The following is a 17,773-nucleotide window of genomic DNA, read 5'->3' as shown; positions in this document are numbered from 1 at the left end:
TCGCCTACTTCCTCGTGGAAACGTTGTCGAGCTGGGACAGGAAATCGTCGATCGTGGAGGAACGGCGGGTCGACTCCGACAGCTCGGTGCCCAGCAAACGCTCGGCGAGAGTGATGGAGTTCTGGCCCATTTCGTTCCGCAACTCGGAGATGACCTGCTCACGGGAAGCTTGCAGCTGCTTCTCCCCCGCCTCAACAATGCGGCGGGATTCAGCTTCGGCGTTGGCGCGAGCCTCCGCCTCAATCTCCTTGCCCTTTGCGCGGGCAGCTTCGCGGATCTCAGCGGCCTCGGCGCGTGCCTCGGCGAGCTCTGCGTTGTTCTTCTCCAGGGCAGCCTTGGCTTCAGCCTGGGCGACCTGAGCACGCTCGATGCCGCCCTTGATTCGATCTTCACGCTCCGCCAGGACTTCCTGGAACTTCGGAAGAACAAACTTCCAGAAGACGAGGAAGACAACGACGAAGACGACCAACGACCAAACCACGTCGTACATGGGAGGCAGAAGGATGGACGGCTCGGACTCGAGCGGAAGAGCACCTTCTGCAGCCACGTTATAGATGGTGACGTTTGTCATAGGTTGCTCCTGATCTAAAAGGTGTACGGGATGTGAATACGCGTTCTTCTAGAACAGGAAGCCGGCGACGAGGCCGATGAGGGCGAGGGCCTCGACGAAGGCGATGCCGAGGAACATGGTGGTACGCAGCTGGCCGGCCATCTCGGGCTGGCGAGCCATGCCCTCGACGGTCTTGCCGACGAGCATGCCGATGCCGATGCCCGGGCCGATGGTGGCGATACCGTAGCCGATGGACTGAAGGCCGTCGAAGGTGGTGGTGGTCTCGTTCATGTGAAAGTCGTTCCCTTTCTTGGTGCGTACACGCCGGTTTTCAAAATAGGCGTGCAAGCGAGTGACAGTGGAGTGGGGTTATTCAGTTTGGCCTGTAGGTTCGTGCTTTGCTAGTGCGAATCAGCGTGCAGCGACAGCTCGATGTACACCGCGGTCAAAAGAGCAAAGATGTACGCCTGCAGGAAGATGATAATCAACTCGTACAGGGTGAACAGCAAGGCTGCGATTAGCGTCAGACCACTCACGGCCGTCCATGCGTTCAGCTGCCAGAAGAAGAAGTTGGTAGCCGAGTACAAAAGGACGAGGATGATGTGGCCTGCCAGGAAGTTCGCCATGAGACGAAGTGCCAGTGTGACCGGACGCAGAACGAACGTCGAGAAGAACTCGATTGGCACCACCAGGAGGTGGAGCAGTGGAGGCAAGTTAGGGATCACGAGCGAGTGCTTGAAGTACTTCGCGCCGTAGCGCTGCACGCCTGCGTAGATCATTGCGATGTAGGCCACAACCGCCAGGACGATCGGCATGCCGATACGCGCGTTTGGCGAAATGTTGAGCCCCGGGATGATCGTTGCCGCGTTCATGAACAAGATCGTGAAAAAGATGGTTGCCAGCACCGGAAGGAACCGCTTGCCATCCTTCTTCCCTAGCGTGTCTTCAGCGATGTTGATGCGGACGAAGTCCACACCCATCTCTGCGACGTTCTGCAAGCCTTTAGGAACCAGCTGAGGCTTCCTGAAAGCAATAACAAAGAGAAGCACCAGGATTGCCGCCACTAGGAGGCGGACGATCATGATGCGATCCAGTGCGAACCAACCATTGGCGAAGTCTTCGCCAATGATGTGGCCGTACGTTTGCCCCGGGAAAAATTCTGGACCAAGTGAGGGCGCGTGGAATGACCCCTTAAAGCCCTCGGCCAAAGTTGTAACGCTCAGCGTTCTCTCCCGTTCTCGGGCCGCATAACGGTTGAAATGCGGTGCGATGGACGTCTTCAAGAAGACTGTCTCCGCGGCGGACTCCGTCGCACATCAGCGACCGCGGGACAGGGGGAGCCTTGAAGTTAAATCCCCGCCAACGCACAGGTGCGCACGCGGATACCTCAAGTAAACCCAGCGGTTAGCCTAACAGGTCAACTAGTTTTTGGCCGTCAACGGGGGTGCGGGTTTGCCCGGCAAGGTACACCTGTGCCCAGCACCCGCGCGCGCGGGGCGTTTACGCAGCGTAGCGCGCCCTGTTATTTACATCACAAGGGGTGCACATTCCGGCTGATCGCCCTAGCTGACGTAGCTGACGCGGGTGGTGATGACCCCCCACGCCTCTGCAGCGAGAACGATCACTAGCGCGGCAATCGTGGTCACGCCGAACGCGAGGTGGTTGTAGAAGGTCAGGTCGCGAATCAGCAGCAGTACGATCACGAGAACGACCATCTTGAGCAGCCAGCCGCCGAGCACGACGGCCATCGTGTTGGCCGGCGACGTCCCGGACGTCAGAAGCACGGACAGCGCGGTGAGCAAGACGAACCCGCCTCCCACGGCCGCGCCCATGAGGGCGCCCCAGATTCCCTGCAGTTCATAGAGACCTCCCCACGCCATGAGCGAAACTACGGTCAGCGCAACGAGGGCCCACGCGCCGAGTCGCAGAGCCCGGGTCAACGGGCGGCGGGGGTCATCGATTTCGCTGACATCCGCAACGTCGAGGGTGCGGGAATCGGAGTGCTCAGAATTGGTGCTCACGGGCGATTAGCCTACCGCCCGGCTGGCCGGATGCCGCAACCCGTCTCCGCGCGGTGTGGTTAGTGTGGGATGCGTACACACCCGCGAACAACTTCCCATAGGGAGGACACATGACTAACGACACAGTTAACGAACCCACCGTGGCGGTCATCGGCGCACACGGAAAAGTTGCGCGTTTAGCCATCCCGCAGCTCGCAGAGCACGGATGTACAGTCGCCGGGGTGATCCGCAACCCGCAGCACGCCGCGGACATCGAGAAAGCCGGGGCGCAGCCCGTCATCTTCGACGTCGAGCACAATGACGCCGATTCAATGGCGCAGCTGCTGCGTCAGTGGGGCGTCGGCACGCTCGTGTGGGCCGCTGGTGCTGGCGGCGGCGACCCGCATCGGACGTGGGCGGTGGACAGGGATGCGGCGATTCGCGCAATCGACGCTGCCCGCGAGGCGGGCGTCGGCCATTTCGTGATGGTCTCCTACTTTGGCGCCGGCGAAGACCACGGCGTGCCGGAGGACCACTGCTTCTATCCCTACGCCCAGGCGAAAACCGAAGCCGACGCCCACCTCGCCTCCTCCGGTGTGAGCTTTACTCTCCTGCGCCCGTCCAGGCTGACCGACGCCCCCGCCACGGGCCTGATCGACGCCGACTCCGCAGAGGCGGCTGAGGTGAGCCGCGCCAACGTCGCTCACGCGATTGCGGCCGCCGTGGCACACCCGCCGGCAGGCTCGCCCGGCACGCGAACGGTGCAGTTCAATGACGGGTCCACCCCGGTGAAGGATGTGTTTGGCGCCTGACGCTAGCCCTGCGCAGCCTTGCTGCGCCCACGCATCAGCGGCACCGCAGTCATCGCGGCCGCACCGAGGACAGCCGCTACGGTCATCGCCAGCGCCAGCCCGGCGGGCGCGATGGAAAAGCTCACGGCACCGAACGCGACGGCGCTGACCCAGGCGTAGAGCACGAGAACGGTGCGGCGGTGGGTATGGCCGAGCGCCAAGAGCCGATGGTGGATGTGGCCCGCGTCGGCGGTCGTGGGGCTTTGCCCCTTGGCCACGCGGCGGACCACGGCCCAGACCAGGTCAATGACGGGAAGCGCCACTGCGGCGAGGACCACCATCACGGGGCTGATCAGCGCGATGAAGTCGGCGGCGCCGTAGAGCGAGAGGTTGATCTTACCCGACGCGGAAATAGAGGCCGCCGCCAGCAGCAATCCGATGAGCATGGCGCCGGAATCCCCCATGAAGATGCGCGCGGGCTCGAAGTTGTGCGGCAAAAAGCCCGCGCAGATCCCGACGAGGCCGGCGCAGATGATCGCCGGCGGGTATGCCGACACGGCGCCGCCCTGGTCGTGCAGGATGGTTAGCGAGTACAGCAGGATCGCGCCGCCGGCAATCAATCCCAGGCCCGCGGCGAGGCCGTCGATGCCGTCGACGAAGTTCACGGCATTGACCATCACGACGGTAAACAGCGAGGCCACCATCATCCCCTGCACCTGATCGAGGACGATTGTCGTGCCGGAGCCGAATGGGAGAAAAAAGACCGTGAAGGTCAGCCCCATGAAACTCATCAGCACCGCCGCGAAACACTGCCCGATGAACTTGGTTGCGGCGCCGAGTTCGTAGAGGTCGTCGATCAGCCCGACCACGACAATGGCGAACGCGCCGGCGAGCACCGCTGTCATCTCGGGAGTGACGGGGGCGAATCCACGGGTGAGCGCGGGGAGCTGCTGGGCGAGGAACACCGCGGAGACGAACCCGGTAAACATTGCCAGCCCGCCGAGCGACGGCGTGGGCTGGGTGTGCACGTCGCGGGTGCGGATCTCAGCGATCCTGCCGGTGCGCACGAGAACGGAGCGCACGACTCCCGTCGCGAGGTACGTGATCGCCGCGGCGACGAGCAGGACCAGACCCAGCTCGCGCAGCGGCACTCCGGCGCCGCCCACCTACTTCCTCCGGAGACTCTCCGGGTCAAGGTTTAAGACTTCACAAATGCGCTCGGCGCTGATCGCCCCGTTGCGCAGGATCACCGGGCTGGGTCCGGAGATGTCAATAATTGTCGACGGCTCCCCCACCGTCGAGCGCCCGCCGTCGAGGTAGACGGGCACGGCGTTGCCGAACTGCTGTCGCGCCGCCGAGGTGGTCACGGGCGGCTCGTTGCCGGTGAGGTTGGCGGAGGAAACGCCCATCGGCCCAACCTCGCGCAGCAGCTCAATCGCCAGCGGCTGGTTCGGCATGCGCAAAAGGACGGTGCCACGGGTGTCGCCGAGGTTCCACGGCAGAGACGGGGCCTCAGGCACGACAATCGACAGCCCGCCCGGCCAGAACGCCTCCACCAGCGTCTGCGCGGTGTCGGTGAACTCGCGCACCAACCCCTGGACCGTGGACCACGAGCCGACGAGGACGGGTACCGGCATGTCGGGCCCGCGGCGCTTGGTGGCAAGCAGCTTGGCCACGGCGTCGTTGTTGAAGGCGTCGCAGCCGATGCCGTAGACCGTGTCCGTCGGCATGACCACGCACTGTCCCGCGCGGATTGCGTCCACCGCCGCCTTGATCCCGTCGGTGCGCCCCGCCGGGGTGAGGCAGTCGTAGGTCTGGCTTGCCATGTTGCTCCTTCATGGATGGTCGCGTTTAACGCTTCACTTTACTCGCGGTGACGAACCTGGCCCGACCGGTGAGGTCTTCTCGCGCCTGCACGTCGCTGAACTGACCGTGAGCTGCGACGACTTCCTGGACTTTCTGCGAGGTCGTGTCGTCGTGTTCGATGCCGAGCGCGCCGCCGGGGGCGAGCAGGCGCGCCGCGACGGGCACGAGGCCGCGGATCGCGTCCATCCCGTCGGCGCCGGAGAACACCGCCTCGTCGGGGTCGTGAAGGACCTCGGCGCCGACGTCCTGGCCGAGTGGCACGTAGGGCGGGTTCGACACCACCAGGTCAACCTGGCCCCGCATCTGATCCAGAAGCTGCGGGTCGGTCATGTCGCCGGCAATGACGGTCACGTCGACTCCCAGCCGCTCGGCGTTGCCGCGCGCGTATCGACGCGCCGTCGCCGACGCCTCGACCGCCGTGACGCGGGCGTCGTCAAGCGCGTGCGCGATGTAGATCGCGAGCGCGCCGGAGCCGGTGCCGAGATCGACGACGACGGGCGAGGCGACCCCGGTGAGCTTGCGCACCGCCCAGTCCGCGAGTACTTCGGTTTCCGGGCGCGGGATGAACACCCCGGGCCCAACCGCGAGCTCCAGGGGGCCGAACGGGGCGCAACCGGTGATGTGCTGCAGCGGCTCGCACGCGGCCCGGCGCCTGAGCGCCTGGGTAAATTTCTCCTCGAAGCCGGGGGGCGGCTCGGTGTGGTTCACCGCGAGCGGGGCGACGTCGAGAAGCCAGGCCGCCAGCAGGCGCGCATCGACCTCGGGCGTTTCCACCCTCGCGGCCTGCAGCAGCCGCGCACCGCGAGCGACGAGCTCGCGCGTCCTACTCTGCCTCAAGGCGCTCCTGGCGCTCGTGCTTCTGCAACGCGGAGATCAGCTCGTCCATGTTGCCGTCGAGCACGGAGTCGAGGTTGTTGGCCTTGTAGTTGATCCGGTGATCCGAGATGCGATTCTCCGGCCAGTTGTAGGTGCGGATGCGCTCGGAGCGATCCATCGTGCGCACCTGGCTGGCGCGCCCCTCGGCCGCCTCCGCGTCCGCCTTCTCGCGCTCAAGCTGGTCCAGGCGGGCCTGCAAAACCTGCATCGCGCGGGCGCGGTTTTGAATCTGGGAACGCTCGTTCTGGCAGGTGACCACGATGTTCGTCGGCAGGTGCGTGATGCGCACCGCCGAGTCGGTCGTGTTCACGCCCTGGCCGCCCTTGCCTGAGGAGCGATAGACGTCGATACGCAGATCCTTCTCGTCGATGTCGACCGAGGCCACTTCTTCGGCCTCCGGGAAGACGTACACGCCGGCGGCCGAGGTCTGGATGCGGCCCTGCGACTCGGTCACGGGGACGCGCTGCACGCGGTGCACCCCGCCCTCGAACTTGAGCTTCGACCACGCTCCGTCGCGCGACGGTGTCTTGGACTTCACGGCCACGGTCATGTCCTTCGCGCCGCCGAGATCGGACTCGGCGAGATCCAAAACTTCCCAGCTCAGCCCGTTCTTCTCGCAGTACTTCTGGTACATGCGGGCCAAATCACCGGCGAACAGGGCGGCCTCCTCGCCGCCCGCACCGGCCTTGATCTCCATGATGATGTCGTCGCCGTCATGCTCATCGCGAGGTGCGAGCAGGTCAGCGAGCTCCTCCTCAAGGCGAGCGATGTCACCCTCGAGGCGCACGGCCTCCTCGGCGAACTCCTTGTCCTCGCTCGCCATTTCCTTCGCGGCCTCGTAGTTCTCCCGCGCTTCGCTCAACTCGTTATAGACGTTGATGATCGGCTGCAGCTCCGCGTAGCGCTTCGACAGCTTGCGGAACTGCTCCGCATCACCCGCGACGTCCGGGTCGCCCATCTGGGCCTGGATGCCCTCGTATTCGGAAACGTAATCGTCGACGATTGAAACTTCGCCAGCCATCAGAGGTACTCCTCCTCGGACTGGTCCGCCGCCATCGGTGCCGACTGCGCGACACCCATGAGGAACTCGCCGTTGGACTTCGTCTTCTTCAGCTGCTTGATCAGCATGTCGATCGACTGCTGCGGGTCAAGCGCGGAGAGGATGCGGCGCAGCTTGTGCATGATGCGCGCCTCCTCCGGGGCTAGCAGGAGCTCGTCCTTGCGGGTGCCCGACGGGTTGACATCGACCGCCGGGAACACACGACGCTCCGCGATCTTGCGATCCAGCTTCAGCTCGGCGTTGCCCGTGCCCTTGAACTCCTCGAATATCACGGTGTCGCCCGCGGAGCCCGTCTCCACCATCGCCGTGGCGATGATCGTCAGCGAGCCGCCCTCCTCGATGTTGCGCGCGGCGCCGAGGAATCGCTTCGGCGGGTACAGCGCGTTGGAATCCACGCCGCCCGACAGGATGCGCCCGGAGGCCGGCGAGGAGTTGTTGTACGCACGACCGAGTCGGGTGATGGAGTCGAGCAGGACAACGACGTCCTGGCCCATCTCCACGAGGCGCTTGGCGCGCTCGATGGCCAGCTCCGCGACAGCCGTGTGCTCTGACGGCGGCCGGTCGAAGGTCGACGAAATGACCTCGCCCTTGACAGAGCGCTGCATGTCGGTGACTTCCTCGGGGCGCTCGTCGACAAGCACGACCATGAGGTAGCACTCGGGGTTGTTCGTGGCGATCGCGTTCGCGATGTTCTGCATGATCGTCGTCTTGCCGGCCTTCGGCGGGGAGACGATCAACGCGCGCTGGCCCTTGCCCAGCGGCATCACCAGGTCAATCACGCGTGTGGTCAGGATGTTCGGCTCCGTCTCCAAACGCAGGCGCTGGTTCGGGTACAGCGGAGTGAGCTTGTGGAACTCTTTGCGCTGCTTCGCGTCCTCCGGGCTCATGGCGTTGACCGAATCGACGCGCACCAGCTGGTTGTAGCGCTGGCGGTTGCGGCCGTTGCCGTGGGAGTGGCTCTGCCCGTTGGCGCGGACTTGTCCAATCACCGCGTCGCCCGAGCGCAGGCCGTTCTGCCTCACCAGCTTGTTGTGGATGAACACGTCCGCCTGGCTGGCGTGGTAGCCGGTGGTGCGGACAAACGCGGTGTTGTGGTCAACGATGTCGACGATGCCGGCGACTTCTTGCAAATCTTCCGGGTTGAAGTCCTGGTTGTTGTTGCGGTTGTTGTCCCGGTTGTCCCGGTTGTCGTCGCGGCCGTTGCGGTTGCGGTTGCGGCGGTTGCGGCGCCCGCGGCGGTTGCCGTCGTCGTTGGACTGGTTGTCCCGGTTGCGATCGTTGTTGCCGTTCTCGCGGCGATCATCCCGGTTGTCGCGATCATCGCGGTTGTCCCGGTTGTCCCGGTTGTCGTGTCGGTCCCCGCGATGGTTGTGATCGCCGTTGTTGTCGTCGCGGTTGTTATGGCGGTTGTTATTTCCGTTGTTATTTCCGCGGTCGCCGTCGTTGGAGCTGCGACCTTCGTCGTAGTCGTGGGAGCCCTCGCCCGCCCCGGAGCCGTCGCCGCCGAAGTTGCGTGCGCGGTTGCGTCGCGCACGTCGCGCCGCGGAGCGCGATTCGTAACGCTGCTCCTCCTGGGAGGAATTGTCCTGGCCGCGGCGTTCGTCCCCGGCGCCCGCCTCATCACCGGCAGTGCCGGAATTGTTCGCCCCCGCGTTATCGGTTTCAGCTGCACCGCCAGCACGTCGAGTAGCGCGGCGGCGCGTGCCAGCCGGTTCGTTCGTCTCCTCCGGCGCCGCCGCTGCAGCCCGCTTCGGAACCTCACCGGTAGTGATGGCCTGGATCAAGTCACCTTTGCGCAATGCGGAAATGCCCCGTAGCCCCTTGTCTGCCGCCAGCTTGCGCAGCTCGGGGAGCTTCATTGTTGCCAGGTCCTGGTCGTCCCTGCCCTGTGTAGCGCCTTGTGCAGCATTACCCGTGTCGGTCACGAATGTCCTTTCGTAGCTTCGTTTATGGCACTGGTGCTCTGTAACCGAGCCACCGTGCCCGGCCTGCGCGCGGTGGGCGCGGGCTCTGAAGCTTTCGTGTGCAGTTTGATCTGTGCTTGTCTGACGCGGGCTGCGAGTTAAATGGTGTAGCCCGTGTTGCCCCTACGTCGGCTGTGAAAGCGCGAAACGGTGTACTCGCATACGCGAAGAAGGCGAAGTGTACGAGGGGAAGACCGTGTACCCGTCAATCGAGTGAAACGAGTGTGCCCGCAGTTGCCGCGGCGATCTTGACGCTGATTGTAACCCATCGCCGACTCACGCGAGGCATTCAACCCCGTTTACGGCCGCGCTAGAGTAGTAGTCATGCTTTCCACCATGCAGGAGGTGCCGTTTTCCGTCGCCCGCATTCTCACCTACGGGCAGACGATTCACTCAACCACCCGCGTTACCACGTGGCGTTCTGGGGTGGCAGAGGAGTCGTCGTTCGCGGAGATCGGCGCCCGCGCCGCCGCTTTCGCGCACGCGCTTCACGACGACCTCGGGATCACCGGCGACGAGCGCGTGGCCACGTTGATGTACAACTGTGCGGAGCACATCGAGGTGATGTTCGCGGTGGCGTCGAAAGGCGCCGTGTTCACGCCTGTGAACGTCCAGCTGGTCGAGGATCAGATCGCGTACGTGATCAACCACTCGGAGGCCCAGGTCATTGTCGCCGACCCGCGGCTCGCGGACAAGCTCGGCCGCGTGCTCGAGCTGTGCCCGCTGGTGACGGCGGTGTGTTTTACCGGCGCCGAGTTCCCGGCCTCGCTCGCCGCGGCGCTTCCCGACGGCATCGATGTGCACAACTACGAGTCGCTTCTCGACGGCCGCTCCACCGTGTACGACTGGCCGGAACTGCCCGAAAACACCGCCGCCGCGTTAGCCTACTCCACGGCGACAACAGGCGCGCCGAAGGGCGTGGCCTATTCGCACCGTTCCATTTGGCTCGAGGCGATGGGGCTGCGCGCCACCGATTCGATGGCGATCACCCACGGCGAGACGTTTTTGTGCGGCATCCCCATCTACCACGTGTTGAGCTGGGGCGTGCCGTTCGCCGCGTTCCTCGTGGGCACGCCGCTGGTGCTGCCCGATTCCGACGTGTCCGCCCCGACGCTGGCGGCGCTGATCGCGGCAACGCACCCGCGAGTCGCGCACGGTGTGCCCACCTTGTGGATCCAGTTGATTATCCACTACTCCTCGAACCCGCCGGAGCGCATGAGCCTGACGGAGATCTTCGTCGGCGGCTCCCCCGCGCCGCCCGCGCTGATCAAGGTGTGGGAGGAACGCTACGGCGTCGACGTCATCCACGTCTGGGGCATGACGGAAACCTCCACGGTGGGCACTGTGGCACGCCCGCCGTCGGGCGTATCCGGTGAAGCGCGCTACGCCTTCCGCATTTCCCAGGGCCGCTTCGCCCCGTGGCTTCAATACCGGGTGGTCAACGACGGCAAGGTGATGTCGTCCACCGACCGCTCGCAGGGTGAGATTCAAGTGCGCGGCAACATGGTCGCCGCATCCTACTACCGCTCTCCCACCCAGGACGCCGGGGAGATCGCCGGCGAATTCCGCGGCGAGCAGGTCACCGAGGCACGCGAAGCGTTCACCGCCGACGGGTGGCTGCGCACGGGTGATGTGGGCACTGTGACCAGTGACGGCTTCATGACCCTCTACGACCGCGCCCGCGATGTCATCCGCTCCGGAGGTGAGTGGATCTACTCCGCACAGGTGGAAAACCACATCATGGAAGCCGACGAGGTCATCGAGTGCGCCGTGATCGGCTACCCGGACCCGCAGTGGGGCGAGCGACCCCTCGCCATCACGGTCCTCGTGTCAGAAGCCGCACCCACCGCCGAGACCGCGGCGCGGCTGCGCAAGCAGCTGTCGAAGTCCCTGCCACGCTGGATGGCCCCGGAGTACTGGACATTCGTGGGCACCATCGACAAGACGTCAGTGGGCAAGTTCGACAAAAAGGACCTGCGCAAGCACCTGGCCAACGACCGATTCGACATCATCGCGCTGCCCGGCCCGGGTAACCGAAACCCGGACGCCTAAACCCGTGCACCTAAACCCGGACGGGTCAACATGGGCCGGTTCCACCTAAACCCGGGGCAAGTTCCTGGCGTCCGGGTTTAGGGCGAAGGGCGTAGCTACACCCGGCTCAGCGTCGCGCTGACCGGGCCCGCGATATCCAGGTCCACCACGCGCAGGCCGGCCTGACGCGCACCATCAAGGATCTTCTCCGGCACCGGCTCTGTACTCAGCACCATCGCCGTGGGCCCCGCCCCGGAGAGGTACGCCGCGAAACCGCGGTTGCGCAGGTGGTTGACCCATTCGGCGGTCACTGGCAGCACATCGGCGCGGTACGGCTGGTGGAGGCGGTCGCGTGATCCCTCCCACAGAAGCTCGGGGTGGTGCTGGATTGCAACCGTCATCACCGCGGTGCGGGAGACGTTGAAACGGGCGTCGGTGTGGGTGACGTGGCTCGGCAGCACTTGGCGCACCGCGTCCGTGGAGGCGTGGAAGTCCGGAACGAAGGCAGTGGCGCGTATCGACGGGTGCACCTGGACCCCTACCGCCCGGTAGGTGGTGTCGGTCACGCCGTCGACGGGGACGTCGGTCCACGACACCACGGCACCGCCGAGGACCGAGGCGGCGGCGTTGTCGGGGTGGCCCTCGAACGCCGAGGACAGCTGCACTAATGCCGCGGCGTCCAGCGGGCTGCCGGCGAGGGTGTTGGCGGCAACCACACCCGCAACAGCCGCCGATGCCGACGACCCCAGCCCGCGCGACTGCGGGATCTCGTTGTGGCACACCACGCGCAGGCCGGGCACCTCCACCCCAGCCACCTCCAGCCCGGAGTGGATGGCCTTGATAACCAGGTGGGAGGAGTCTCGCGGCAAGTCGTCGGCGCCTTCACCGAAGATTTCGATCTCAAGGCCGGAGGGAATCGTTTCCACCTCGACGGTGTCGTAAATGCCCAGCGCGATGCCAAGCGTGTCAAAGCCTGGCCCGAGGTTTGCGGAGGATCCGGGCACGGTGACGGTGGCCTTCAGGCCTGTGGGAAGTGCGGTGGGCATGGGGACTTTCTTGTTTAGGCGCTTGTTTAGGCGTCGAGGCGGATGACGGAGTTGATGGCTTGGACGTCGGCGTGGCTGGTGAGGGCGTCGACAATTTCGCTGAGCTTGCTCTCCTGCGCGGAGTGGGTGACCACGATCAGGTGCGCGCCGTCGTCGGACTCCTCCTGACGCACGGCGGACAGTGAGATCCCGGCCTCGGCGAACATGCGCGAGAGGTCGGCGAGCACGCCGACGCGGTCGTTGACCGTCATGTTGATGTGGTAGCGCGAGTGCACCTCGCCGAAGCCGACGACCTCGTAGTTGGCGTAGGGGTTCTCCGCTGGGGCGCGACCTCCGTGCACTTTGTTGCGCGCGGCGCCGACAAGGTCGCCGAGCACGGCCGAGGCGGTGGGCGCGCCGCCGGCGCCGTTGCCGTAGAACATCAGCCTGCCCGCGGCTTCCGCCTCGACGAAGATCGCGTTGTAGGACTTATCGACGCTCGCCAGCGGGTGGTCGTTCGCCACGAGCGTCGGATGGACGCGGGCGTTGACGCCGACGGTGTTGCCGGCGTCGTCAAGCAGACGCTCGCAGATCGCGAGCAGCTTGATCGTCTCGTTCGACTGTTTGGCCGCCGCGATGTCTTCGGCGGTGATTTTCGTGATCCCCTCGCAGTAGACGTCGTCGTAGGTCACGCGGGTGTGGAAGCCCATCGATGCCAAGATCGCGGCCTTGGACGCGGCGTCGTGGCCTTCGACGTCCGCGGTGGGGTCGGCCTCCGCGTAGCCCAGGCGGGTTGCCTCGGCGAGCGCGTCCTCGTAGCTCATCCCGCTGGTGGCCATGGCGTCGAGGATGAAGTTCGTCGTGCCGTTGACGATGCCGGAGATGCGCTGGACTTGGTCTCCCGCCAGCGAGCGGCGCAGCATGCCCACCACCGGGATCGCGGCTGCGACGGCCGCCTCGTAATAGAGGTCGACACCGGCGGCGTTGGCGGCGTCAGAAAGCTCGTCGGCGTGCGCCGCGACAAGGGCCTTGTTGGCGGTGACGACGGACTTGCCGTTTTTCAGGGCCTCGAGCACGAGCTCGCGCGGGTAGTCGATGCCGCCGATGAGCTCCACGACGACATCGACGTCGTCGCGGTCGATGAGTTCGCGGGCGTTGTCGGTGAGGTAGATCCCGGCGACCTCGGGAGCATCCTTGTGCTTGTCCAGGTTGGATACCGCGACACCGCGCACCTCGATCGGGCCGCCGATGCGGTGCTCGAGGTTGTCGGAGAATTCAGCGAGGAGTCGGAGCACCTCGGTGCCGACGGTGCCCTTGCCCAAGATGGCGACACCAACCGGCTCGCCGATGCCCTTGCCTGGGTAGTTTCCGTTGCGGCTCTCAGCGCTCGATACAGTCATAGTCCTTCGAAAATCCTTCGTCGTGTAGCAGTGGTCTGCGGCCCAAGTGTACCGCTTTGTCTATAACGCGTAGGGCCATCCCTCGTACTCGCGCGCGAGCAGGTCGTCCACGGTCTCTCGTTTGAGCATCGGTGCGATGTTGCCGGCGCGCACCGCCACCACCGCCGGGCGGCCGAAGGCGTTGTAGTTCGAGCTCATGGCGTAGCAGTAGGCGCCGGTCGCGGCGAGCGCGATCAGGTCACCGGTGGCGATGTCCTCGGGCCACAGTGCGTCGCCGATCAAGATGTCGCCCGACTCGCAGTGCGAGCCCACCAGGCGGGTTTCGGTCTCGGGCGCATCGACAAAGCGGTTGACCACCCTGCCGTCGTAGGCGGAGTCGTACAAGGCGGGGCGGATGTTGTCGCTCATCCCGCCGTCAACGGCGATGTAGCGCCGGGTGGTGGTGTGCGAGGTGTGCACCTCTTTGATCGTGCCCGCCCGGTACACGGTCACCGTCGACGGCCCCGCGATGGCGCGGCCGGGCTCGACAACCACCGTGGGGGCGGGAATGCCCAGCTCCGCGGCGACCTGGTCGACGCTCGAGAGCAGGTCGCGGGCGACACCGGTGACGTCGAGGGCCTGCTCGCTGTCGACGTAGGCGATGCCGTAACCGCCACCGAGGTCGAGGTAGTCCAGCGCGACGCCGTTCTCGCGGTAGATGGTCGCGTACAGGCCCAGGACGCGCTCGGCGGCGAGTTTGAAGCCCTCCGCGTCAAAAACCTGGGAGCCGACGTGGCAGTGCAGACCCGAAAGAGTGAGGTTGGCCGCCGCGATAGCGTCGACAGCCGCCTTGTGCGCGGAGCCCGAGGCCAGCGACAACCCGAACTTCTGGTCCTCGTGGCTGGTGGCGACGAACTCGTGCGTGTGCGCGTCCACACCGGGCTTGACACGCACGAAAACCTCTTGGTTTGTGCCGAGCCGCCCGCAGACGTCGTTGAGCTCGGCGAGTTCCTGGTGCGAGTCGATCACGACGTGGCCGACCCCGGCCTCGGCGCAGAGGGTGAGGAAGGATTCCGACTTGTTGTTGCCGTGCACCGTAATGCGCTCGGGCGGGAAGTTGGCGGCCAGCGCGATGCGCAGCTCGTTTTCGGAGGCGACGTCCAGGGCCAAGCCCTCCTCGTCCACCCAGCGCGCGATCATGCGGGTCAAAAACGCCTTGGAGGCGTAGTGGACGTTTTCTGGCGCGCCGAACGCGGCCGCCATGTCACGGCAGCGGGACCGGAAGTCGTCCTCGTCGACAACCATCACGGGCGTTCCGTACTCCTCGGCGATCTCGGGAAGCGGCACCCCGGCGATGGTGACAACGCCGTCTTCCTGCCGCGCCGCAGAGCGCGGCCACACGTGGGCGGGAAGGTCGTTGAAAGCCATTTACATCCTCTCCGGTGCGCTGACGCCGAGCAGGTCAAGGGCGTTGGCCAGGACCTGGCGTGTGGCCATGGCGAGTGCGAGGCGCGCTTCGTGGATTGGCTCGGCATCCTCGCCGGCCTTCGGCAGGATCTGGCAGGCGTCGTAGAACTTGTGGAACGAGCTCGCCAGTTCCTCGACGTAGCGGGCCACGCGGTGCGGCTCGCGCAGCTCGGCCGCGGCTTTGACCACCGCCGGGTACTCGCCGAGGGTGCGGATCAGATCGCCTTCCTTCTCATGCGCCAAAAGGCCCAGGTCAGGGTCGGCGAAGCTCACGCCCGCCTCAGAGGCGCGGCGCGCGATCGAGCACAGCCGCGCGTGACCGTACTGAACGTAGTAGACGGGGTTGTCAGAGGACTGCCGCGTCCACAGGTCCAGATCGATATCGAGCGTCTGGTCTACCGAGGAGCGGGCCAGGGAGTAACGCGCGCCGTCGACTCCGATGGCGTCGACGAGGTCTTCGAGGGTGATGATCGTGCCGGCGCGCTTGGACATTTTCACAGGCTTGCCGTTTCGTACGAGGTTGACCATCTGGCCGATGAGTACTTCCACTGCGTCCGCGTCGTAGCCGAGGGCCTGCGCCGCCGCGCGCAACCGGGCGATGTAGCCGTGGTGGTCCGCGCCGAGCATGTAAATGGCCAGCGTGTGGCCGCGATCGAACTTGTCGGCCACGTAGGCGATGTCGCCGGCGATGTAGGCGGCGTCACCGTCGGACTTGATCACCACGCGGTCCTTGTCGTCGCCGAAGTCGGTCGAGCGCAGCCACCACGCACCGTCGCTTTCGTACAGGTTTCCGTTGTCCTTGAGCGTGGCCACCGCCTTGTCCACGGCACCGGATTCGAACAGCGAGTTTTCGTGGAAGTACACGTCGAACTCGACGCCGAAATCCGCCAACGAGCGCTTGATGTGGGCAAACATCATATCCACGCCCGCCGCGCGGAAGGTTTCCTGGACCTCCGCGTCCGTGCCCTCCAGCGCGCCTTCGTGCTTGTCGACGACCCCAGCGGCGATCTCGGAAATGTACGCACCGCCGTACCCGTCCTGCGGCGTGGGCTCACCCTTGGCCGCGGCGACGAGCGAACGGGCAAAGCGGTCGATCTGGCCGCCGTGGTCGTTGAAGTAGTACTCGCGGGTGACCTCTGCACCGGCGGCCTCAAGAACGCGGCCGAGGGAATCACCCACCGCCGCCCAGCGGGTGCCACCCAGGTGGATCGGCCCGGTCGGGTTCGCGGAAACGAACTCCAGGTTGACCTTCTCACCGGCGTAGATGTCGGAGCGGCCGTAGTTCTGGCCCGCCTCCAAGATGTCGGCGACGAGCTTGCCCTGGGCGTCCGCCGCGAGGCGCAGGTTGATAAAACCGGGGCCTGCGACGTCGGCGCTGGCGATGGCCGGGTCGGAGGCGAGGGCGTCGACAAGCCAGCCCGCGAGCTCGCGGGGGTTGGTGCCGGCCCGTTTCGCCACCTGCAGGGCGATGTTGGTGGCGTAATCGCCGTGCTCGGGGTTGCGCGGACGCTCCACCGTCACGGTTTCGGGCACGACAGTCGCGTCGAGGTCGTGGTCGGTGAGAACGGTCGTGGTGGCCTGCCTGATGGCGGTTGCGAGGTCAGCTGGCGTCATGGGGAAACAGTCTAATTCAGGTGCCCGACATTATCGCCATGGGTGCAGTCCCGCTTCGTCTGCGACCTATGGATCTGAAAAACGCAACGGCTACTTATCTCCACTAAACCGCATGTCCTAGGGCGTTGGGCTCCGCGGGGACCTGCGCGGTCAACACTACGGGCGCGCAGAGCTGGTGTTTCGTCACGAGCATGGGCTACGGGGACACATCCGGAGCTCGGATTTCCCTCGGACGCATTCGCATCCAGTCCACGCATTAGGCAGGTTCGGCAACAAGGTAGTCGACGGTATCGTCGCCGACTACCTGCGCGCCGGCCGCACGGAGGCGACAGACGCGCCGGGATACTTCGAGGCGCGCTAGATGCTTTCGAGGATCGCTTCTGCCAGCTCTTTCGACGACGCCGGGTTCTGCCCGGTGTGGAGGTTGCCGTCGGAGACGACGTGGGGGCTAAACGGTTCAGCCGCGCTGTAATCCACGCCGAGCTCGACGAGCTTGTCCTCGAGCAGCCACGTGGCCTTGCTTGCGAGGCCGCCGGCGCGCTCCTCTGCGTTGGAGAAGCCGGTCATCTTCCGGCCGGCAAACGGCGATTTCCCGCTCGCGTCAGCCGTGGCCGCGATAGCCGCCGGCGCGTGGCACAACAGCGCCAGGGGCCGGTCCTGCTCGAGCCTGCTCGCCAGGATGCGCGACGACGCCTCGCTGACCGCCAAGTCCTCCATCGGGCCGTGCCCGCCCGGGTAGAACACCACGTCGAAGCTGTCCGGGTCGACATCTTCAAGTGCGGCCGGGTTGTCAATGACCGGAGCCAGCTCGGCGAGAATCGCCTCCTGCTCATCATTGAGGCTGGCGGGGTCGGCGACGGGTTTGCGTCCACCGGGGGTTGCCACCGTGAGGTCCCAGCCCGCGTCGCGGAAAACCCCGTATGGGGTGGTGAACTCCTCGGCCCAAAAGCCGGTGGGGTGCTGCGAGGCGTCTTTAAGCGTCCAGTGATCTGCTGCGGTGAGAACGAAAAGTGCTTTGGTCATGCCCCCACCATACATTTGCAGCGCGGGGCTGTCGGTGAATTCTCTGGCCGTTGCCTGCGGGTTTTGGCCACAAACCGGTCAAGTCCACGCGAGTGGTGTATCTGCCCTTTCGATAAAACAGGCAGCG

At 65.5% G+C, this 17,773-nt stretch carries 16 protein-coding genes; 2 read left to right on the top strand and 14 right to left on the bottom strand.

Annotation, left to right across the window (positions count from 1 at the left end):
- Window positions 1-4: 4 nt before the first annotated feature.
- The 4 genes from HMPREF0298_RS08730 to HMPREF0298_RS08715 form a co-directional block, all read right to left on the bottom strand.
- The gene (locus HMPREF0298_RS08730; RefSeq protein WP_006840803.1) at window positions 5-571 is read right to left on the bottom strand and encodes a F0F1 ATP synthase subunit B; all 567 of its coding nucleotides are present in this window, start codon (window positions 569-571) and stop codon (window positions 5-7) included.
- 48 nt (window positions 572-619) lie between these two features.
- Window positions 620-841: an ATP synthase F0 subunit C gene (locus tag HMPREF0298_RS08725; protein WP_006840802.1), complete on the bottom strand. Its 222-nt coding sequence runs from the start codon at window positions 839-841 to the stop codon at window positions 620-622.
- 110 nt (window positions 842-951) lie between these two features.
- Window positions 952-1,758, bottom strand: coding sequence for a F0F1 ATP synthase subunit A (gene atpB, locus HMPREF0298_RS08720; RefSeq protein WP_006840801.1), 807 nt, complete (start codon window positions 1,756-1,758; stop codon window positions 952-954).
- 354 nt (window positions 1,759-2,112) lie between these two features.
- Entirely contained in the window at window positions 2,113-2,571 is a 459-nt protein-coding gene (locus HMPREF0298_RS08715; RefSeq protein ID WP_006840800.1) for a Cg1360 family ATP-synthase-associated protein, read from the bottom strand.
- Window positions 2,572-2,681: 110 nt separating this feature from the next.
- On the opposite strand from HMPREF0298_RS08715, the gene HMPREF0298_RS08710 reads away from it, so the two are divergent.
- Window positions 2,682-3,362, top strand: coding sequence for an NAD(P)H-binding protein (locus HMPREF0298_RS08710; protein WP_006840799.1), 681 nt, complete (start codon window positions 2,682-2,684; stop codon window positions 3,360-3,362).
- A gap of 2 nt (window positions 3,363-3,364) precedes the next feature.
- Here HMPREF0298_RS08710 and HMPREF0298_RS08705 read toward each other — a convergent pair whose 3' ends face one another.
- From HMPREF0298_RS08705 to rho, 5 genes are read right to left on the bottom strand one after another with little or no spacing between them, the layout of a single operon-like run.
- The gene (locus tag HMPREF0298_RS08705) at window positions 3,365-4,507 is read right to left on the bottom strand and encodes an MraY family glycosyltransferase (RefSeq protein ID WP_006840798.1); all 1,143 of its coding nucleotides are present in this window, start codon (window positions 4,505-4,507) and stop codon (window positions 3,365-3,367) included.
- Window positions 4,508-5,167: an L-threonylcarbamoyladenylate synthase gene (locus HMPREF0298_RS08700; protein WP_006840797.1), complete on the bottom strand. Its 660-nt coding sequence runs from the start codon at window positions 5,165-5,167 to the stop codon at window positions 4,508-4,510.
- A 25-nt stretch (window positions 5,168-5,192) separates the two neighbouring features.
- Entirely contained in the window at window positions 5,193-6,044 is an 852-nt protein-coding gene (gene prmC, locus HMPREF0298_RS08695; RefSeq protein ID WP_006840796.1) for a peptide chain release factor N(5)-glutamine methyltransferase, read from the bottom strand.
- The gene (gene prfA, locus HMPREF0298_RS08690) at window positions 6,031-7,104 is read right to left on the bottom strand and encodes a peptide chain release factor 1 (RefSeq protein WP_006840795.1); all 1,074 of its coding nucleotides are present in this window, start codon (window positions 7,102-7,104) and stop codon (window positions 6,031-6,033) included. Before prfA ends, prmC begins: the two co-directional genes overlap by 14 nt.
- Complete coding sequence (gene rho / locus HMPREF0298_RS08685) at window positions 7,104-9,002, bottom strand: transcription termination factor Rho (protein ID WP_006840794.1); 1,899 nt, start codon at window positions 9,000-9,002, stop codon at window positions 7,104-7,106. Before rho ends, prfA begins: the two co-directional genes overlap by 1 nt.
- A gap of 429 nt (window positions 9,003-9,431) precedes the next feature.
- Between rho and HMPREF0298_RS08680 the strand changes: the two genes are divergently transcribed.
- Complete coding sequence (locus tag HMPREF0298_RS08680) at window positions 9,432-11,159, top strand: long-chain fatty-acid--CoA ligase (RefSeq protein ID WP_006840793.1); 1,728 nt, start codon at window positions 9,432-9,434, stop codon at window positions 11,157-11,159.
- A gap of 95 nt (window positions 11,160-11,254) precedes the next feature.
- On the opposite strand, the gene thrB is transcribed toward HMPREF0298_RS08680, so the two are convergent.
- From thrB to HMPREF0298_RS08655, 5 genes are all read right to left on the bottom strand, one after another.
- Window positions 11,255-12,184, bottom strand: coding sequence for a homoserine kinase (gene thrB / locus HMPREF0298_RS08675; protein WP_006840792.1), 930 nt, complete (start codon window positions 12,182-12,184; stop codon window positions 11,255-11,257).
- Between the two features lie 26 nt (window positions 12,185-12,210).
- Window positions 12,211-13,563, bottom strand: coding sequence for a homoserine dehydrogenase (locus tag HMPREF0298_RS08670; RefSeq protein ID WP_006840791.1), 1,353 nt, complete (start codon window positions 13,561-13,563; stop codon window positions 12,211-12,213).
- 60 nt (window positions 13,564-13,623) lie between these two features.
- A complete protein-coding gene (gene lysA / locus HMPREF0298_RS08665; RefSeq protein WP_006840790.1) occupies window positions 13,624-14,970 on the bottom strand; it encodes a diaminopimelate decarboxylase in 1,347 nt (448 codons plus the stop codon).
- The gene (argS, locus tag HMPREF0298_RS08660; RefSeq protein ID WP_006840789.1) at window positions 14,971-16,623 is read right to left on the bottom strand and encodes an arginine--tRNA ligase; all 1,653 of its coding nucleotides are present in this window, start codon (window positions 16,621-16,623) and stop codon (window positions 14,971-14,973) included.
- 357 nt (window positions 16,624-16,980) lie between these two features.
- The gene (locus HMPREF0298_RS08655; protein ID WP_040423004.1) at window positions 16,981-17,646 is read right to left on the bottom strand and encodes a type 1 glutamine amidotransferase domain-containing protein; all 666 of its coding nucleotides are present in this window, start codon (window positions 17,644-17,646) and stop codon (window positions 16,981-16,983) included.
- Between the last annotated feature and the right edge of the window lie 127 nt (window positions 17,647-17,773).

The sequence above is a fragment of the Corynebacterium lipophiloflavum DSM 44291 genome (assembly GCF_000159635.1).
GTDB lineage: Bacteria > Actinomycetota > Actinomycetes > Mycobacteriales > Mycobacteriaceae > Corynebacterium > Corynebacterium lipophiloflavum.
This window is presented reverse-complemented; position numbering and strand designations above follow the sequence as displayed.